At 63.2% G+C, this 19375-nt stretch carries 18 protein-coding genes and 1 pseudogene; 3 read left to right on the plus strand and 16 right to left on the minus strand.

Annotated features, from left to right (window positions below; translation table 11 throughout):
• Window positions 1-25: 25 nt before the first annotated feature.
• Genes GYB83_RS05200 through GYB83_RS05225 form a run of 6 tightly spaced genes read right to left on the minus strand, consistent with a single transcriptional unit; the run spans window position 26 to window position 5990 of the window.
• Entirely contained in the window at window positions 26-1543 is a 1518-nt protein-coding gene (locus GYB83_RS05200) for an AMP-binding protein (protein WP_161894471.1), read from the minus strand.
• Between the two features lie 6 nt (window positions 1544-1549).
• The gene (locus GYB83_RS05205; protein ID WP_161894472.1) at window positions 1550-2083 is read right to left on the minus strand and encodes an FcoT family thioesterase; all 534 of its coding nucleotides are present in this window, start codon (window positions 2081-2083) and stop codon (window positions 1550-1552) included.
• Complete coding sequence (gene scoE / locus GYB83_RS05210) at window positions 2080-2964, minus strand: (3R)-3-[(carboxymethyl)amino]fatty acid oxygenase/decarboxylase (protein WP_161894473.1); 885 nt, start codon at window positions 2962-2964, stop codon at window positions 2080-2082. The genes GYB83_RS05205 and scoE overlap by 4 nt, the downstream gene beginning before the upstream one ends.
• A 34-nt stretch (window positions 2965-2998) precedes the next feature.
• Window positions 2999-3817 (minus strand): ABC transporter ATP-binding protein, encoded by an 819-nt coding sequence (locus GYB83_RS05215; RefSeq protein WP_161894474.1) that lies wholly within the window; start codon window positions 3815-3817, stop codon window positions 2999-3001.
• A complete protein-coding gene (locus GYB83_RS05220) occupies window positions 3814-4911 on the minus strand; it encodes a FecCD family ABC transporter permease (RefSeq protein WP_228461179.1) in 1098 nt (365 codons plus the stop codon). The genes GYB83_RS05215 and GYB83_RS05220 overlap by 4 nt, the downstream gene beginning before the upstream one ends.
• 17 nt (window positions 4912-4928) lie before the next feature.
• Window positions 4929-5990, minus strand: a complete 1062-nt coding sequence (locus GYB83_RS05225) for an ABC transporter substrate-binding protein (RefSeq protein ID WP_161894475.1) — start codon at window positions 5988-5990, stop codon at window positions 4929-4931.
• A 173-nt stretch (window positions 5991-6163) separates the two neighbouring features.
• Between GYB83_RS05225 and GYB83_RS05230 the strand changes: the two genes are divergently transcribed.
• Together GYB83_RS05230 and GYB83_RS05235 are read left to right on the plus strand one after the other, a co-directional pair.
• Entirely contained in the window at window positions 6164-6742 is a 579-nt protein-coding gene (locus GYB83_RS05230; RefSeq protein ID WP_161894476.1) for a sigma-70 family RNA polymerase sigma factor, read from the plus strand.
• A 159-nt stretch (window positions 6743-6901) separates the two neighbouring features.
• On the plus strand, window positions 6902-9175 hold the full coding sequence (locus tag GYB83_RS05235) for a heavy metal translocating P-type ATPase (RefSeq protein ID WP_371864999.1): 2274 nt from the start codon (window positions 6902-6904) through the stop codon (window positions 9173-9175).
• Window positions 9176-9181: 6 nt separating this feature from the next.
• Here GYB83_RS05235 and GYB83_RS23340 read toward each other — a convergent pair whose 3' ends face one another.
• From GYB83_RS23340 to GYB83_RS05255, 4 genes are all read right to left on the minus strand, one after another.
• Window positions 9182-9949, minus strand: coding sequence for a cation transporter (locus GYB83_RS23340; protein ID WP_186349715.1), 768 nt, complete (start codon window positions 9947-9949; stop codon window positions 9182-9184).
• A 70-nt stretch (window positions 9950-10019) separates the two neighbouring features.
• Window positions 10020-12014, minus strand: coding sequence for a cytochrome c oxidase assembly protein (locus GYB83_RS05245; RefSeq protein ID WP_371865000.1), 1995 nt, complete (start codon window positions 12012-12014; stop codon window positions 10020-10022).
• Window positions 12015-12221: 207 nt separating this feature from the next.
• Window positions 12222-12932 carry a DUF5134 domain-containing protein gene (locus GYB83_RS05250; RefSeq protein ID WP_161894477.1) on the minus strand — a complete coding sequence of 237 codons (711 nt, stop codon included), beginning with the start codon at window positions 12930-12932 and terminating at the stop codon, window positions 12222-12224.
• The gene (locus tag GYB83_RS05255; RefSeq protein ID WP_308469442.1) at window positions 12932-13933 is read right to left on the minus strand and encodes a PepSY-associated TM helix domain-containing protein; all 1002 of its coding nucleotides are present in this window, start codon (window positions 13931-13933) and stop codon (window positions 12932-12934) included. Before GYB83_RS05255 ends, GYB83_RS05250 begins: the two co-directional genes overlap by 1 nt.
• Before the next feature lie 64 nt (window positions 13934-13997).
• On the opposite strand from GYB83_RS05255, the gene GYB83_RS05260 reads away from it, so the two are divergent.
• Window positions 13998-15311, plus strand: a complete 1314-nt coding sequence (locus GYB83_RS05260; RefSeq protein ID WP_161893848.1) for an ISL3 family transposase — start codon at window positions 13998-14000, stop codon at window positions 15309-15311.
• Between the two features lie 13 nt (window positions 15312-15324).
• On the opposite strand, the pseudogene GYB83_RS05265 reads toward GYB83_RS05260, so the two are convergent.
• The 6 genes and pseudogenes from GYB83_RS05265 to GYB83_RS05290 all read right to left on the minus strand — a co-directional run.
• Window positions 15325-15855: pseudogene (locus GYB83_RS05265) on the minus strand (PepSY-associated TM helix domain-containing protein); the annotation flags it as partial.
• 190 nt (window positions 15856-16045) lie between these two features.
• The gene (locus GYB83_RS05270) at window positions 16046-16588 is read right to left on the minus strand and encodes a DNA-binding protein (protein WP_161894479.1); all 543 of its coding nucleotides are present in this window, start codon (window positions 16586-16588) and stop codon (window positions 16046-16048) included.
• 68 nt (window positions 16589-16656) lie between these two features.
• A complete protein-coding gene (locus GYB83_RS05275) occupies window positions 16657-16821 on the minus strand; it encodes a hypothetical protein (RefSeq protein WP_008381368.1) in 165 nt (54 codons plus the stop codon).
• Entirely contained in the window at window positions 16821-17216 is a 396-nt protein-coding gene (locus GYB83_RS05280; RefSeq protein WP_008381370.1) for a LacI family DNA-binding transcriptional regulator, read from the minus strand. Before GYB83_RS05280 ends, GYB83_RS05275 begins: the two co-directional genes overlap by 1 nt.
• 528 nt (window positions 17217-17744) lie before the next feature.
• Window positions 17745-18014, minus strand: coding sequence for a hypothetical protein (locus GYB83_RS05285; RefSeq protein WP_157436187.1), 270 nt, complete (start codon window positions 18012-18014; stop codon window positions 17745-17747).
• Window positions 18015-18288: 274 nt separating this feature from the next.
• Entirely contained in the window at window positions 18289-19242 is a 954-nt protein-coding gene (locus GYB83_RS05290; RefSeq protein ID WP_223291299.1) for a DUF6414 family protein, read from the minus strand.
• Window positions 19243-19375: the final 133 nt, after the last annotated feature.

Below are 19375 nucleotides of genomic sequence, written 5' to 3' on the forward strand. Positions count from 1 at the left end.
AGGGATGCGGTGCAGTCGCGACCGATCAGTTGACACTGCGATGAAACGCCGACCAGAACGGTTCGCGCAGGCTACGTCGGAGCGGCTTACCCGCCGGGTTCCGCGGGATCTCGTTGACAAACTCGTAGGAGGCGGGAGCCTTGTACGCGGCGAGCGAGCCGCGCAGCGAGCGGGCAACTGCGCCGACGGTGACGTCGGAGCCCGGGCGCGGGACCATGAAGGCGTGCACGCTCTCGCCCCACCGGTCGTCTGGGACACCGATCACCGCGCAGTCCCTGATGTCCGGGTGCGCCCCGATCGCTTTTTCAACCTCGGCCGGATACACGTTCTCGCCGCCTACGATGATCAGGTCCTTCACTCGGTCGTGAATCACCAGCAGGCCGTCATCGTTGATGTATCCGGCGTCGCCGGTCGCCACCCAGCCGTCGGCAGACAGGGTCTTGGTGGTCGCCTCCGGATTGTGGAAGTAGCCGAGCATTCGGGCCGGACTGCGCAGGAAAACCTCGCCAGTTGCGCCGGTCGGTACTTCGTCGCCGCAGGCATTGCGGATTGATAGCCCCACGCCGGGATACGGGTGTCCGGCTGCGTGCAACGGCGGATCGGCAAGCCGGTGAGCCGCGGGAGGCAGGCAGACCGCAGTGTTCCCGGTTTCGGTCAGTCCGTAGATCTGTACGAGATCTGCCCCCGTCACGTCCATCGCCCGAGTGAGGAGGTTCGCGCCGATCGGCGATCCCCCGTAGACGACTTTGCGCAACGTCGCGTACTCCCCGAGCTCAGGGTCGTCCTCAAGCAACTGCATAAGCATTGCGGGTGCCACACAGGTGATGGTGACCCGCCGGTCGGCGATGGCGCGGCGGGCAGCCTCCGGGGCGAACGTCGGCAGCACGATGATGTTCACACCGGCCGATAGCCCTTGCGTCGCCCACCAAAGTCCGCCGATATGCGACACCGACATGCAAGTCAGTGACACATCATCAGTGCGGAAGTCGATCCAGTCAAGGCCCGATCTATCGAGGAGGGCACGGATCGCAGAGAACGAGCGATGCGCGAGCACTACCCCTTTGGGGAGCCCTGTGGTGCCGCTCGTGTACAGCTGCACGACCGCAGTGTCGGCGTCGACTTCGGCCAGGCGAGCGCTGGTGGCGTCGGCTGCGTCGCGCCACTGTGCGAACCTGTTGGCCTGGACGATCTCGATCGGACCTTCTAGTATGTCGGCGCGATCGGTGACAGCGAGTCGGCTACCGCTATGCGTCACGATGTACCTGGCCTCGTCAGCAGAGAGCCGGGGACTGATTGGCACAACGACGGCGCCGATTAACGCAGCACCATAAAGCAGCTCGTAGAAATGGCGCGAGTCGGGGGCGAGGTGTGCGATCCGGTCGCCGTCTGTGACACCGGCGGAAGTGAGCGCACCCGCGACCCGGTGCGCACGCGTCCACAGCGTTCCGTAGTCAACGGTCTCATCTGGGTCGGTGAGGGCGATTGCCTCGGTGCGGTCCGCCGCGCGGGCGGCGAGGTTCTCGGTGAGGGTGGGCAGGCTCATGCGGGGTCAGTCCTCTTGCATGCTGTGGAAACCGATAGGGTCAGTGAGGGCGATGTCGACGTCGCCATATGCGTGCCCGCCCAACTCGTCGACGAACTCGATGTGCGACGTGAATCCGAGAACTGGCTGCGAACGGTTCCGATAGGTGAAGTCGGCCACGGTGAACCGGCCGCGGTAGGCGCGCGGGTTGAGCGGTCGGCGATATCGGCTGTCGAGGCGAGTAATGAAGACGTTCGGCAGCTGTCGACTCCAGTAGTCGTCGAGCGACCAGTCCGCGAACGCCGGGTGCAAATCGTCTCGCACTACGTGCGCGAGGGCCGCGTACATGAGCTGGTTGTAAGAGATCACGAACTCAACTGCGTTGAAGTGGCCGGTGTCGTCGATATAGCACGACTCGCCGATTCGGAACTCGCCGTCTGCGGTCAGCGTGTCATCGGTCAGCGCCACCTGTATTGAATGCAGGAGCACCGCTCCTTTCCCCACGTATGGGCTCATCGCCCGGTCGAGCAGATCCGCGTCGGCGGGCATGGCGCCACTCATCGGTTCTCCTCGAAGAGCGGGCGTCCGTCGAGCACCGTCACCCGATACGACTCGGTTGGCTCGCCGCTTGGGTTGTGCAGCGCCCGGTGGATCAGGGCGCGGTTGTCCCAGAGGACGATGTCGCCCGGATCGTAAGTGCGCGTGAAGATGTTGCGATGCTTGTAGGAATTGTCAAGCTGGCCGCTCTCAGCGAGCACCGCGCGGAGTAGTTCGTCGCCAAGCGAGCGTCCGTTGGCATCGGTGAGTCGATAGGTGAACGCCTCCGACAGATATAGCTGGCGTTCCCCGGTAACTGGGTGGTTGCCGACCGCAGGGAACACCTGCGGCGGGGTCCGCTGCTCAACTTCGGCGATCACCTCGTGCAGTGGACGGTAGACGTCGCCGGGTCGGATCTTCATGTACCGTCGCACGCTGTGGTAGCCATACGCGCCGTCGATCTGTTCGCGCAGATCTGGACTTAGGTTCCGATATGCCTCGGCCATGTCAATGAAGTAGGTACCCCGTCCACGGGACGGGAGCTTCTGCGGATAGAAGACGGTGAACGCGAAGGGTTTCGGCATGAACTGGTAGTCGGCGTGCCAGAATGCGCCCGTCTTAGGTACCCCGATCCTCTCGCCTTCGTGGTCAATGTTCGACGACACGAAGACTAGAGGGCTGTCCGGGTGATGGTAGATAGGCTCGTAGTAGGGCACCGGTTCGCCGAGCCGATGGCCTAGTTCGACGAACTCGGGAACCGCGAGATCCTGGTTCTTCAGGACGACGATCTTGTCACGGTAGATCCGCTCCCTGATTTCGTCGAAGTCGACGACGGTGGCCGTCGCAAGTTCGAAGTCGGGGATCTCGGTGACCTGTCGGTCTGCTGCCGGGCTTGCGATCTGCATGGTTCCTCTGTTGTTCGTTTCTGGGTGTGTCGCACTAGTGGTCGGACGGACTGCCCCACCGGTTCCCGATTGAGGCGAAGACGAGGTGCGGGCCCCCGGTGAACGGGTCGGCGACGATACGGGCATCGACCCGGAAAACCTCGGCGAGGAGGCCTGGGGTAACAGTTGATTCGGCCGGTCCGGCGGCGACGACCCGTCCCGCTCCCATAACGACGACGTGGTCGGCGTGCGCGAGCGCCTGATTTAGATCGTGGAGGGCAAGCAGGATTGTCGCGTCGAGGTCGCCAATCATGCCGAGAAGCGCGATTTGCGACTCCACGTCGAGGTGATTGGTCGGCTCGTCGAGCAGAATTGCTGGTGCCCGCTGGGCGAGGGCCCTCGCGAGCAGCACTCGCTGCCGTTCCCCGCCGGACAGATTCTGGAAGTGCCGGTCAGCGAAGGCAGCCATGCCGACCCGCTCCAACGATTCGGCGACGATCAGGCGGTCGTCTGCCGACTCTCCGGACAGCAGCCCCTTGTATGGGGATCGGCCCATATCGACGATCTCTCGGCAGGTGAAGTCGGCGGACTCGCCCTGGTGTTGGGTAACGACCGCGCGGGCACGGGCGTTGTCACGGGCCCGGGTCTGCCACACGTCTTGGCCGCCAATATGGACCGTCCCCGACGATGGCCGACAGGCCCGATAGACGGCGCGCAGAAGAGTTGATTTCCCGGATCCGTTAGGACCGATCACGGCGGTCACGGTGCCTGCAGGAGCCAGGACGGTAGCCCCAGAGACGATCGCTCTCCCGTCTATCGCAACGTCGAGATCGCGGACAGCGATGCCGAGCGGTGCCCGCCGGTTGGCGGTCATACTGCTCCGCCGGTTCGGCTGCGGCGCAGCAGCCATAGGAAGAAAGGGCCGCCACAGGCTGCGGTGAAGATAGTCAGCGGGTATTCGTTGGGCGGGTCAACTGACCGGGCGACGGTGTCGACGAACACCAGAAAGCCCGCCCCCAGCAGTGCGGTCACTGGCATCAACCGCCGGTAGTCGGCACCCACGAGGAACCGCGCCGCGTGCGGAATCATAAGGCCGACGAAGCCGACGCCACCGGCCATCGCTACAGACACCCCGGTGAGCACCGCGACGAGCACGATGATCATAAGCCGGAAAGCGTGCACGTTGACACCGAGCGCGATGGCGTCGTCGTCCCCCATCGACATCGCGTTCAGTCCGCGGCCGCGGGTCAGAATGAGCGCGATGCACACGACGGCGACGACGACTGGTATCCAGATCTTGGAGAACGCATCAACGCCCGCCACGCTGCCGACCATCCAGAACAGCATGCCTCGGAGTTCGGCCGGTGCGGAGTGCAGTTGTACGAGGGTCGTCGCCGCCGACGCCACCTGTCCGACGGCGACGCCAGCGAGCACGATCCGAGCGCCAGTGAACGTCCCCTGCCGCTGCGCGAAGGCGAGGACGACCCCGAGCGTGATCATGGCCCCGACGAACGCGGCGAAGGGGACTCTGGCGCTATGCATCCAGGAGGCGGTCGCCGACGACATAACTAGTGCCGCGGCGAGCGAGGCTCCAGAGGAGACGCCGAGCACGTACGGATCAGCGAGCGGATTGCGGACCATCGCCTGTAGCGCGGCACCCGTCACGGCGAGCGCCGCGCCTACAATGATCGCCGCGATAGTGCGTGGCGCGCGAAGCTGCCAGACGATCATGTCGGTAGTCGAATCGGCGGTCGCCGTCAGGTAAGGAACGTCACGGATGCCGAGACGGGCAAATCCGTCAGCGATCGCATACGTGAGGTGGTGTCCCAGCGAGGCGACGACCTCACTAAACGGGACTGTCACCGAGCCGATACTGACGGCACCCACGACAGCGAGTACGAATACCCCGCAGCCGACCGTCAACGCCAGCCGGAATCGGCGCGAACCGGCAGACCGCTCCGTTTCCACCTTCCGGACCTTGCGGTTCAGTTCGCGTCCGGGTAGGCCGCGGCGGCGATCTTCTCCACCGCATACGCGTTGGCCGGTCCGATATACGCGCCGTCCGACACGGCGACGTACGTCTTCGTCTTGGACGCTGACCACTGCGGGTAGGCGGCGAACAGCCTTTGAGCTTCGGCGCTCAGATCGGTTTCGGGCCGGAATTTGCCGAGAACCAGTACGTCGACGTCGGCCGAGGCGAGCTGTTCGGCGCTCAGTCCGGACGTGAATGACGGTCCACCGTCGGCGAAGGTCGGCTCGCCGCCCGCCGAGCGGATCACTGCGTCGTAGATGCCGCCCGACATCACCGCAGGTAGGCCGTTGGAGTTCATCGCGGACATGTCGGGGAAGGCGAGAAGCATCTTCTTCCTCGGGTGTTGCGCGGACACCATGTCGGCAGTGGTTTCCAACTTCTGTTTGAGTGCATCGACCACCTCCTTCGCCTTGTCTGGGACCCCGAAGACGGCCCCGAGCAGGCGTACGAAATCGAACGAAGACTCGACGCTCGCCGTCTCGTATGCCTTCGTCTCCTCTGGGGTGACGTCGGCGGCCTTGCCATACGCGCAGTTCACCGGATTGACCAGGGTGCGGATGCCCGCAGCGGCCAAGTTCTCGCGGGTCACGCCCCCGTATTTGGGGTCGAATCCGCCGGACCAGGTGGAGATCACCAGATCGGGTCGGCGTGCGAGGATCTGTTCGGCGGTGATGTCGGCCGAATCGTTCAGTTTCAGCCCGTCCGTTGGCAGCGCAGCGACCTTTTCGACCATGCCTGGAATATCGGATACGCCGTACTTCTGGGCGTTTGCGAGCACAGCGCTGCCCAGGTCGAGTTCGATCATCGTCTCTGCCTCACCCACGGACGCGCCACTCAAGATCATCACCCGTTCAGGTGCCCCGACGAATTTCTCGGTGAAACCGCAATTCTGCACGGTCACCGGATAGCCCGCGTCGGACACGGCGCCGGCCTGGTCGCCGGCTTCTGCGCCTGTCGAGCACGCCGCGACCGTGAGAGCCGTCGTCGCGCACAGCAGAAAACCCGCCGCGGGCACCTGCCGTCGTCGACCATGCATCATCCGTGTCCTACTCAGCACCGTGGTACCCCTTCTCACGACGGCGGACGATCCGCCGTATTCCTCAACCACGGTGTTGGTCGTGTGGTCGCCGCCGATAGTTCCCGACGCAGTTTCAGTCGATGCAGCCCGGCCCGATACACTCCGGAGTTATGGGTACGTATTCGGCTGAGTATGAGGCGGAGGTAACGCACTCCGCCCTGCAGGCCGCCGCAGGCGACAATGCTGCCCTCGACTTCTTCGTTCGGTCGACACAAGCCGACGTCTGGCGGTTCATCGCGTACCTCGGGCACCGGAGCACCGCGGACGATCTCACCCAAGAGACCTTCCTGCGAGCCATCAAGAGCCTTCCTCGCTTCACTGCCCAGTCGACGGCCCGCACCTGGCTGCTGTCGATCGCCAGACGGGTATGCGCCGACGAGGTGCGTCGCGCCATGTCGCGGCCCCGTATCGCCGGTACCGCCGACTGGGTAGCGGCAGCTGAAACCAGGCGCGCTCAAGTAACACCTATCCGCTGGCAGGAAATCGTGGAGACCAAGGTAATGATTGACCTGCTACCGGAGGATCGGCGTGAAGCACTGGTGCTCACTCAGATCCTCGGACTGTCATACCAGGAAGCGGCCGATGTACTCGGATGCCCGATCGGCACCGTTCGGTCCCGCGTAGCGCGGGCGCGCGAGGCTCTCGTCGAGGCAGCTTCCGCTAGCGACGAACGCAGCCGCAGCGTCTAGCACCGGTTGGGAGCGACAGAATCGGCCCGCCCGTGACGTCCACCACATTGGAGGCCCTCGAGGGAACTACTGTCGAGGCGCGGACGACTGATCATATAGCAGTTCACATGCGTATCCGGAGATCATGCGATCCGGCGACCAGGGAGATCGAGGCAGATTGTGACCACCGTTGACAGTCATCCGCAGGATGCGGTCAAGGAGATCCACGACGACAGCGACGGCGTGCGCCGGATCCAGCTGGATGTGACCGGGATGACATGCGGTGCGTGCGCGGCCCGAGTGGAGCGCAAACTCAACAAAGTTGACGGTGTTCGTGCCTCCGTGAACTACGCGACACGCATTGCGACGGTCGACGCGGGCAGAAATCTATCTACCGCCGAACTATGCGCTGTCGTCGACAAAGCCGGGTACGGGGCCACGGCGCGATCGGACACGCCGCGGCCGATCCCGGACGCTGATGCGGAGACAGCAAAGAACTTATTCCGCAGGCTGGCGCTCGCTGTCGTCCTGTTCGTTCCGCTCGCCGACCTTTCCATCGTCTTCGCCGTGGTGCCGAGCACCAGGTTTCCCGGCTGGCAGTGGCTGCTGCTTGCACTCGCAGCGCCGATCGTCACCTGGTGCGCCTCCCCCTTCTACCGAGTCGCGGCGAAGAATCTGCGGACCGGCAACGCAAGCATGGAGACTCTCGTTACCATCGGCGTCCTCGCGGCGACCGGATGGTCTCTGTACACGCTGATAACCGAGTCAGGCAACCCTGACTCTTCGCGTGGCGTGTGGGACGCGATCTGGCACAGCGATTCCATCTACCTGGAGGTCGCGACAGGGGTGACCGTTCTGGTGCTGGCCGGACGCTACTTCGAGGCTAGGTCCCGTTCACGGGCTGGCAGCGCACTGCGGGCGCTCGCAGCGATCGGCGCAAAGGACGTGTCGATTCTGTTGAAAGACGGCTCGGAAATGCGGATCCCGGCCGGCGAACTGAAAGAGGAGCAGCAGTTCGTCGTTCGTCCCGGCGAGACGATCGGTACCGACGGCCTCGTCATTGAAGGCAGCGCTGGCGTCGACATTAGCGCGATGACCGGCGAGTCGCTTCCGGTGGAGGTCGATCCGGGCGACGCCGTCGTCGGTGGCACTACGGTGCTGGACGGGCGACTCATCGTCGAGGCGGCCGCTGTCGGCCCGGATACTCAGTTCGCAGGCATGATGCGGCTCGTTGAGGAGGCGCAGTCGGGGAAGGCGAACGCACAGCGTCTCGCGGACCGCATCGCAAGCGTGTTTGTACCAGTAGTTGTCGTTCTGTCGCTGATCACGCTCGGAGTATGGCTAGCGCTCGGAGAACCGGCCACCGCGAGCGTGTCCGCCGCACTTGCAGTCCTGATTATCGCCTGCCCATGCGCATTGGGGCTGGCGACCCCCATCGCCGTGATGGTGGCTACCGGCAGGGGCGCACAGCTTGGAATTTTTCTGAAGGGGTACCAGGCGCTCGATAGTTCCCGACTTGTTGACACCGTCGTGTTCGACAAGACTGGCACCGTTACCCAAGGCGTCCTCCGAGTTGGCGCGGTGCACACCGTTGAAGGGTTCACCGACGACGAGGTGCTCTATCTGGCGGCCGCCGTGGAGAACGCCTCGGAGCACTCAGTAGGCGCGGCGATCGTCGCGGCTACCGACGGCCGCGACCTCGAACCGGTCGATGACTTCCGGGTGGAGCCGGGTCGTGGCGTCTCCGGCGTCGTGGACGGCCGCACAGTGAGCGTCGGTTCACCGCGCTGGACGAGCCGGGCTGCGGTGGTGCCAGCCACCGTCGCGCGCCGATGCAAGGAACTCGAAGCCGAGGGCAAGACGGTCGTCTTCGTAATAGTCGACGACGCCATTGCAGGGCTCATCGCGGTCGCAGACCTCGTCAAGCAGTCCGCCGCTCCTTCGATCGCCGCGCTGCAGGCCGCGGGTCTACGCACGGTGCTGCTTACCGGCGACAACGAGGGGGCGGCGCGCACGGTGGCCGCAGAGGTCGGAATCGACGAGGTTCATTTCGAGATGCTCCCCGACCAGAAAGTGGAGCGGTTGCGGCGCCTGCAGGCCGATGGTCGGTCGGTCGCCATGGTCGGCGACGGCATCAATGATGGGCCTGCGCTCGCGACGGCGGACCTGGGCCTAGCGATCGGCCGCGGCACGGACGTGGCGATCAGCGCCGCCGACATCATCCTGGTGCGCGACGACCTGCGGTCTGTACCCGCGGCCCTCAGTTTGGCGACCGCCACCCAGAGAACCATCCGGACAAACCTGATCTGGGCGTTCGGGTACAACGTCGCCGCGATCCCGATCGCGGCGTTAGGTCTGCTCAATCCACTCATCGCGGGCGGTGCGATGGCGATGTCATCGCTGTTCGTCGTCACCAACAGCCTCCGCCTCCAGCGCTTCGGCCGGACGAAATAGGCTACGTCAGCGCGTGACGATAAAGTTGCCGTGCGCGCGGATGGCCTGATCGATGACCTCGTCCGCGATATCCTCGGCGGCATCAATCCTCACCTGCGAGACACCCCGGGTGTTGAGGTCGATATGGACGGACTGGACGCCAGGGATAGCCGAGACATCCTTGGTTACCGTCTCGACGCAGCCGTTGCAGTGCAGTCCGTCGACGGGCACAGTGATCGTTGCCATGGATTCCACCAGTTCCTGATTGGGTTCGATTCTCCGTATCGAGACTATCACTGCGTCCTGGTCCCCGATCTCGGAAAGTGCCTCGCCATCTAGGCTTTCACTGGCGATCGGTCCGCCTTCAGTGGCCGATCGCCGCAGTGCCCTCGGATCACGGCCAGCGGCCAGCGTCAGCCCGCAGGTAAGGCAGAATGCGGCCGCGAGCAGGACCAGGGTTACCCAACCGGCCGGAAGAAGTGCCGACGCGACCACTAATCCGCCTGTGAGTGCGGCCGCAGCGGCAGCACTGGTCCACAGGATGCGACTGCGCGACCACTGAGCCCGCCCTGGAACAGACACAGGTTGCGACTGCTCGCGGACAGCGCCGAGGATCCGGTCTGCGAGGTCGGGTGCCGGATCTGGGCCGACTGCGTCGAGCGCGCCAATAGCCGCCACGTACGCGGTGCAGGCAGCGCAGCCCGCAAGATGCTCGTCTACGCGTGCGGACGGGACATTCTCCCGTTCTCCGTCAAGACGAGCCGACATGGCCTCGCGCGCGACCTCGCACCGCATGCTGTCAGTATGCCTCAGGTTCGTTCGACGGCTCCTCGCTAGGCCTGGCAGGCACTCGAACAGGCGCCATTCAACGGCGCGACCTGGCGAGTTCCTCGAGCATGGCGTTGTAGTCGTCGAGTTCGGCGTCCTCATAGGTTGCCGCGTGCCGGTCGGCACGGCGGCCTGCTCGATTATCTGATTTGGCCCATTGCGCCACGATTGCGACAACGACGATCAGCACCGGGATTTCGCTGATACCCCAGGCTATGGCTCCGCCAAGCCACTGATCGTCGAGCCTATCGCTGATCCACGGTAGGTCGAGCTGGCCGTAGAACTTGTCGCCAATGACGGTCGACATCGTCATCAGGGCAATACCGAAGAACGCGTGGAACGGCATGACCGCGAACAGAAGTCCGATGCGTGCCAGATACGGGATGCGGCGCGGTCCGGGGTCGATGCCGATGATTACCCAGAAGAACAGATAGCCGACGATCAGGAAGTGCAGCGTCAGCAGTACATGCCCCCAGTGGTAGCGAGCGAACGTCCCGAAGATCGGCGAGAAGTACACAATGTAGAGCGACAGTACAAAGATCACTAGCGCGATGACCGGATTCGATAGAAATGCCGTCACCTTGGAGTGCAGCACTTTCAGTATCCATTCCCGTGGTCCGGGCGGCCCTCCTGCCCGCGCGGCAGGCAGGGTGCGCAGGGCCAGGGTGGCCGGTGCGCCCAGCACCAATAGGACGGGAACAAACATATTGAGCGCCATGTGCTCGGCCATGTGGACGCTGAACATCGCCGATCCGTACGAACGGACGCCGGAGCACACAACGAGCACCAACAGGATGCAACCGGTCGCCCAGGCGAGAGTGCGACCGGCTGGCCAGGTGTCACCGCGAGCCTTCAGCCGCCGCACCCCGATCAAGTAAGCGAGGGCCGCGACGATGGCGAGGAGACCAATGAAAAAGTCAAAACGCCAGAACGTAGCGAGAGTCCAGGCGGTCGGGGGGCCGGGCAGTTCGTAGCCTAGGAACACATCCCACGCGGTGAATGGATGGGTCAGGAGGCCGGGCGCGACCCGCGTGTCCATGACAGCCCAGCAGGCGATCGCGGCGAGCATAGCAACTGAGCCTGCAAGGTCGACGCGGCTTGTGTCCCGGCCTTCCCCTGTCGCGCGGAGCGCCCGCACTGATGCCACGAGGGCGGCGAGCATTGCCACGATCATCACCCAGGACGCCTCCCCGAACGGCGTGGAGAAAAGAGACTCAAAAGGCAGCAGGAGGCCAAGCAAGGCGAGCGCCGACAGTAGGCCGACCGCATCAGAGACCAAGGTGATCCAGGCGCGCCGCCGATCGACGATCTGCCGATCGGAGCTGCTGTCAAGGACCGGTGCTCGCGCGGCGGCGACCCGGATACCGAACGAGACGGTGAGCGCCAGCGCGAAGAAGATCCCGAGCGCAGTGCTGTAGTCGTGGTTCGGGCCCTGACCCGCATTACCCGCCATGAACAGTGTGGTTGCCGCGATTCCTGTCGGTACCAGGGCGACGAAGTGCACCATCCACGACAGTGAAACCCAGCCGAGCACTGTGGACACGGTCGCGCAGACCGCGAGGGTCAGCCAGGCGATTGACTTCTCACTTATGGCGATTGCGTCGAACACATAGTCGGTCGACATCAATTTGCCCAGCGACAATCCAGCACCGTCGGCGGCTGCAACGATCACCATCCCCCAGGCGACGAACGCGAGCAAGCAGGTTGCGCGGGCGAAGGTGCGCTGGGCCGGATAGACAGTTGCGTCAATGAATCCAGTGTCATCGAAACGTGCGCACGTGATCACGTAGACGAGTGCACCAAGGCTGAGCCCGACGAGCCCAACTCCCGCGAAGTAGCCGACGACGTCGAGCACACTGACGAGGCGGCCCGGATTCGGGTCGCCTCGTTCAGCGAACCGGCTGTCGCCGACGGTCGCAGCGTACAGAGCGAGTGAAAGGAACCCGAAGAGCGTAACTCCGGCGAGTATCGCGATGACCAGGCGCTTGTGCAGGCGAACCGTCCTCGGCTCGTCGGTGACGACGGTCTTCACTTAGTCACTTTCTCCTAGCCCGCCGGGGTTTCGGCGTCGAATGCCATTCTACGGGCCTGCCTGGTCAGCGGGCGCGCAGAGGTGACCGATGATCACGTCAGTGCAAACATGAGGAGAGGGGCACCAAGCAGGTCTACGCGATGACCCTTTCCGGTGTGTGTCCCGCCGCTCGCCCATACGACGGGTCACACTCGCACAGCCATGAAGTTAGACCATTGCCAAGAACATGATTCCCATACCGGCCGCCATGAACACCTGGCACAGGTCGCTGGAGAAGGCGAGCACGTCGCTCGACGCACTTGGGACGCGACGATTCTTAAAGTAGACGTATAGCCACGCGAAGGCTGCTACTACGAACCCGACGCCAAGCATCCAGTTGACTGGGGCGACGTATCCAGGTTGTCCGGCGTGCATGTGCATTCCGGACACACCGTCGCTACCGCCGTGCTCGTGAGCGATGACCAACCCGCCGTCGGACGGCATCGCCAGTGCCATGCCGTGATCTCCGCCGCCGTCGCCATCGAAGCTGGGCAGGATCGTCCCGTTCATCACTGCATACATCCAGGCCATCGCGCCCATCATCACCGCGTGATAGGCGGCAACCCCCCTACCCGTCGCCCCGTCTGTGGGGGGCACACAGCCACAGTCAGTAGCGGCGCTCTCGGCATCCGGCAGGATTATACTCGAAACGAACCACACTGCGGCGAGACCGAAGAACACCATTGGCGGGGTCGTCGACCAGTCCATGCTGAACGGCCAGGCCATCACTAGCATCCCCACCGACATCACTAGATGCAGGACGTGTCCGACCCGTGACTTCCACGGCATGCTGAACTGCAGCAGCGAGTAGAGGCATTGGGCAGCGGCAAGCGCAAACAGGATTGTGACGACCCACCGCAGGAACAAGCCTTCGATCATCAGAGCGCCCCCTCGCGGTTGGCGGCGTCACGCTTTGCGAGGTAAAGTCCGCGAGCCGCGTCGAATAGCACGAAGAGACCGAGCGGGACACCGAACCATGGGACAAACCACCCCGTGAGCGCGACGACACCGATCAATGCGACTGCTTCCACCGGCTTCAGCGATCCGAGTGCCCCGATAGCGGGTGCCGTAGGTAGTCCGGAACTGCCACGTCGCCGCCACCACATCAGATAGCCGCGGAAGATCACGGTAGTCAAACCGATCCCAAGGAGTACCAGCACGATCTGGTTGACGACACCGAACAGCCCCATGTGTGCGCTGATAGCCCACTCGGTCAGCTTGGCCGCGATCGGCCAGTCCGCGAAGTCCACCCGATCGACGACTGCGAACGTATGCGGGTCGATAGCTATCGAGTCGAAGTGGCTCGGGTACCCGCGGGCGTTCTCACTAACCTGCCAGTAGGCTCCGGCTTCGGAGGGTGGCGTGATCTCCAGTGGGCCGACGAGCCCCTGATGGTCGGCTGTCGCCATCACCCGCGTGAAGTCGCTCGGCTCGATGACAGCGGGACTGCTCGCCGCTTGGTCACCTCCTCCCCCGTCATGGGTGGCGTGCGGATCGACGGCGACAGTCGGCGCGGGCGAACTGCTCGGCGATGGCGTCGTCCACGACAGCTCAGTGCGCAGCGTAGAGATGCTTTCGCCCGCGAAACGCGACCAGCTCAGTCCGGAAGCGGACAATGCGATCAGTCCGATGATGATCCAGATACCGACTGAACCGTGCCAACTGAGGGTGCGAAGACGTTTGGGTGCCTCGCGGTCCGGAACAAGGAGACGACGCGTTTTGCGGGTGCGCCGACGGTAGCCGATCCACAGGATCAGTCCACCGAGAGAAACCACCCACAGCCAGCTGGCCGCGATCTCACTGTAGTTGCGACCAAAGTGGCTCTTCGGATCTAAGAGTGCGTAGATGAGGTTCGGGTCGAGCACGTACGACCACAACATGTAGGCGGGTCCTGGGTGTGAGAATGAAGGTTCCTCAACGATCTTCCTCACGACCACAGGACCCATGAACGAGCCTACGTGCCCTGCTGCTGACATGATCTGCCGAACCGTCGAACTCGGCGTCACGATCATTGGAGCGGCCGTCGACATCGACGACCGGACTCACATCTTCTGCCAGATCCTCGACCCTGATCCGCGCTGTCCTGGCTGCGATGTTGCTGGTCAGCGGCGTGACCATGTTGATCGGGTCCTCACTGATGTCCCGGCCGCGGGGCGGCCGGTGCTGCTGCATGTGGCGGTCCCGCGGTTCGTGTGCAGCACTGTCGACTGTTCGAGGTCGGTGTTTCGTGCCGACATCACCACGATCACGGCGCCCCGAGCGGTGATGACCCGCCGCACCGGGCGGTGGATCCTGCAACGCATCGCGATCGACAAGATGAGCGTCGCCGCGGTCGCCGCACAGCTCGGGATCGACTGGGCCACGGTCAACACCGTCGCGGTCGAGTCAGCTCGGGCTCTGGTCTACGACGGCGGGCACCTGGCCGGTGTACGGCATCTCGGGGTGGATGAGCACAAGTGGAAACACGTTCGCGGGCAAGGCGATTCGGGGTGGGTGACGGTTCTGATCGACCTGACCCCCGTCGTTGAGGGGACTGGGCCGGCGCGTCTGCTCGATATGATCGCCGGCCGATCGAAGATGGTCCTCAAGACGTGGATGGGCGGGCGTGACCAACGGTTTCGGGATCGGGTGAAGGTCGTGGCGATGGACGGGTTCACCGGCTACAAGACCGCCACTGCCGAAGAACTCCCGGCGGCGCGGATCGTGATGGACCCGTTCCACGTTGTACGTCTGGCCGGGGAGAAACTCGACCGCTGCCGCACCCGAGTCCAGCAGGACACGTGCGGGCACCGAGGCAGGGCCGGTGACCCGCTCTACATGGTGCGCCGGATCCTGCACACCCGGACCGAACTGCTGACCGGCAAACAGAAGGTCCGGCTGTTCGAGGCGTTGACCAGCCGAGATGAGCACGTCGCGGTCGAGGTCACGCACCAGATCTACTTGCAGATCATCGCCGCCTACGAGCACCCGCAACGCCGCGAGGGCAAGAAACTGATGTGGAAGGCCCTCAAACGGATCCAGAAAGGCCTACCGCCTGGGCTGGAAGAACTCGCTCAACTCGGGCGGACACTCTGGAACCGACGCGCGGAGATCCTCGCCTACTTCGACGTCGGCGTCTCCAACGGTCCCGTCGAAGCGATCAACGGTCGCCTCGAACACCTGCGCGGAATTGCCCAAGGCTTCCGCAACCTCGACCACTACATCTTGCGGTCCCTACTGCACTCAGGTCAGCTCGCCGAACGGATCAACGCACTCTGAAATCCGAAGAGCCACCAAAGTCGCCCAGATGGAGGTTGCGATGCAAATCATCAAACCAAGTCCGTACGGGCAGCCACTGCCCGTAGGTCGGAAGTGCCCCGCGCACCTCGCCGGTATATGGGTCTACGAACACGGTCTTGTTAAGACCTTCGCGGACATCGTCAGTGGCGAGTGCGACGCGAGTCGTCTCTCCGGCCACTGGCGCGGGCCGCACGAACGCGATGGTGCCCTCGGGGTGTGCACGGCGGGCCGCCTCGATCTGCTCGCCCATAGGGAGTTCACGGTCGCCGATGTGGTCGACCGTCAGCTCGTGGCTGTGCACCACCCGATCGATCTGCGGAATCACGGCATACAGCGTCCCGGTGATTGCCGCGACCAACAGGAACGGCCCAACGAGGAGCCCGGCGTAAAAGTGCCAGCGTAGGAGGAGCGGCCGCCAGCGGTCACCAGCCGACCGTTCACGCGGCGGCCGCGACCGCTGCGAAGCATGTCCGGGCTCGTTAGAACGGCCGCGGCCTTGATCTATCGGATTCGTGGTGGCCAACGTCGATCCTGTCTCTCGCGAAGAGCTCTCGTGCCCTCTGTTCAGTCAGGAGAGGTCGCGCAAGCACTACGTGAAGTTCCCATTCATCAATGTGATATAGGTCACTCTTCGAGGTGTTCTGGGTCGAGGCTAGTGCCTCCTTTCGGTCACCTCACTTACTGGAAACCGCACGCCAGGGTGCGGCATGCAGTCACGACGCGTGGAATTCGAACGCTGTAGTAATCATGTCCACGACCCGACCGGGGTCGTTGCCTGACACCAACCAACTGACCGGCGACACCGCTCGACCTTCCAGGGACAGATCAGGATGAGGGGTCTGCATGAACCAAGCCACCGAGGTCGGGGGCGCCGTCGTCGGGAACGCTGGTGCGACCTGCGCCCATCCGGAGAGTTCGCCGTCGGCAGTGAACTGGAACGCGGGCAGCCAGTGTCGGTGTGAGACTTTCATCGACAGAAGCGTCCGACCGGCCAGTCGGTGACGGATACGTCGGGACGTAACACCGAGCCTGGTCGCGGCTTGATCGACGGTGAAGGCGGTCGCGAGCAGTTCGGAGGTTCGCTTCGCGGCTATCGTTGAGCCACGCCGCTCGGGCGGCGGCATCTTGTCGACGAATGATCCGGCGGCGCGCAGCGCCATCTCCTGCTCCGAGGTGAGTATTGACGATGCCGGCGGTACGGCAGCAGAGCCTCGGGCCCCGGGTGAGGTCTGCTTGGCGTGCCTCGAATCGCCCATGTCAACCTCCACTCGCTGAACTAGTGACTCGACTCTAGCGGGCAGTGACGACTGAAACCGTCGGGTTGCTAGTCGGCAGCGTCGAGGAGACCGTCCTTGAATACCTCGAGTTGACGTCGGATGTGTGGTGGCGGCTCCACCAGTGAGTCGAAGACTGCCTCTGCCTGCGCGAGTGCATGAATTCTATTGCCGATCTTCTGTGTCGCTGCGAACTCGGCGTCGTCGGCGTCCACTACTCGATCACCATAGCTACCGCGGCCGAGATCATCGTGTGCCGGTCGTAGCTGGGATCGTCAACGATAACCCTCGCCGGTGCGCGATCGTTCAGCAGCGGATCGCGTCCTTGAAACCACGCCTGAATCAAACCGGGTGTGGCACCGAGTTTATGTTGCAGGGCAGCGACGGTGTAGGCGGCCTGCAACCGGTCACGGGCGTAGTCCGAGATTGTGGCCGCGTCGTCGATGTAGCTGCTGACAGTGGAGGTGCTGGACACGCCAGCGAGATACGCGACCAAACGCGCTCCGAGGAGCGCACGCAACTCCTCGACGAGACCAGGACCGTCGAGGGTAGCCAGGTGTGCTGTTACCTGGTCGTAGACGGCATCGACGGAGGGGTGAACCGACTCCATGAAGTCATCGTCGCACAGTCGCCCGCCCGATTCGTCTATTCCTCTTCCCAGGTGGGCGATGTCCTCACCTGGGAACTCGCTATTGGTTCAGCATGGCTGAGCGAGGCCCTCTTTGGCTCTGATCATCCGTGGCCACGCAGAGTGGTGGAGAAATCGCAGACCATTGAGCCCGACGATGTTGGTGGATTCTTCGTGCGCGGCGACACTAGGTGAGGGGCCGGGCACCTTTGTCTCTGTCGATCGGAAGTGCGATTTACCAAGGGCCCCAATAGATTTCAAACCATCGACCAGGTGCCGACGACTATCTGTCGCACCCAGGTCTACGTCGTCTCACCAGAGGTGCAGGTGAGCCAAGCGTGGATCGACACTAGCGCCGCGTGGCCGCAGATGCGCGCCTACCCGGAGCTCGTCGACCCGAGAACCGGTGTCGCCTACAGCGAGCCGACCTGCACGTATCCCTGCGATCGAGCGGGACGAATCACTGTCCTCCGATGATCCGGCGGCGTACCGCCAGGGTCGGTTACGAGTTCACCGCGGCGCAACCGACTTCGATTCAAGCCTCGCAAGCTGCTCCGCGGTCATCATGGGATTCTTCGCGACCGGGAGCGGCATCATCTCGAGGTACTCAACCAGCATCCACTTGTTCGGAGAGTAGAGGGAAACCTTGACTTTAAGCGACCGTTCCACGCTACGAATGACTTTCAGTATCCCGTTCGACAAAAGCTCCATGGACACTACCTCGCTGGAACGAATCTGTTCTCCACTCGATAACGTGACCGTTGCGTCTCCTAGATTCATTACTCAATCATACCTTCATTTCTGATCGATTTTCGACCCGAAACGAATGACCGCCGACGACCTGTGGTCATCATCGGCCAAGCTGATAGCACGCCGCTAATAGCCGCTATGTCCAGTAATCGTAATGTTAATGAGAGCGGAGAGCTCGTCCCATCGTCGGCGAGCACTTGTGTCAGTGTGCCTCAGACCGGCACAGCTTCTACCAAGTTCACTCGGCCAACCAAGAGTGATAGCAGCCCGGTGCTTGAATTTCATTGCTCACTGACTGACCTAGTCAGACGGGTGGCATCGATGTCCAAGGACCTTGTTCAACAGCCCGATAGATCGCGAGCGGCACCATGCCTATCGCTGGCCAGCTTGGTGCAGCGACGAACCCGGTACTCGTCAACATGCTGCCGAATGCGCCGGTGAGCTCATCGAGTGCCGATCGATCAATTCCTGAGTCTCCACTCTGGAGGAGCCGGTCGACCTGAGGCTTGATCTGGGCGATGACCTGTTCAGGTGTGAATCTCTCACGTTCCGTCGGCACCGCCGCTATCTGCATGAGGATGGTCAGTTCCGTAGGTTCCGAACCCACCTGCGATAGGAGGAGCTCGCGCCGCATTGGGCCGAACTCATGCTCGTGAGGAATTTCCCCGACGAAGCCCACTTCGTAGTCATCCGGGTCAGCAGTACGGACTGACACCGTGATGGAGTCCCCGTACAGCGCTTCTAGGGCGTCAAGCACCTGCTCTAGCTCGCCTGGTTCGTTTGACAACGCATCATTCAGTCGGCGGAACGCACCTGCAATGCTCGCGATGTCGCTCACCTGAGTCGGCGCGGTTACGCGCAGTAGCATTCCTGGACGCGCTCGCTCACGCACCTTCCCACGGAGCCAGAACTTACGTGCCGACATTTTGTCTGACACGTCCGCAAGCAGGCCTAACGCCTCTGCCGACTCCTCAAGTTGCGACACATGGAGGTCAGCGAGAGCGAGAGTCTGAGCACTGTTCTCACCTACGTCCTTACCGACGGCCGCGACTCGACGAAGGCCCAAATCGATCCGGCGAGAACGCGTCTTTGTTTCACTTCGCTCCTCGGGGAGTCCATCTATGAGCTGAGCAAGCAAACTTCCGACCCGAGTGCGATCGATGTAGAGGTAATCTCGGATATCCAGCTCGGATGACTCAGGAAGACTGTTAGGGCTCATGTCGGTCTCCTCGGAGGTGGCGCGTCCATTGGTGGTCAACTTAGGTAGAATACTACCGGTTTCAGATGCCGATGGCGGCTTGGCTCACTGGCATCGCTACAGCCTCGATGACCCTGGTGTACATCTCAAATCGTGACCCACCACCTGCAGGCTCATTCGACTCAACAACCCG

Source organism: Gordonia spumicola, from assembly GCF_009932475.1.
GTDB lineage: Bacteria > Actinomycetota > Actinomycetes > Mycobacteriales > Mycobacteriaceae > Gordonia > Gordonia spumicola.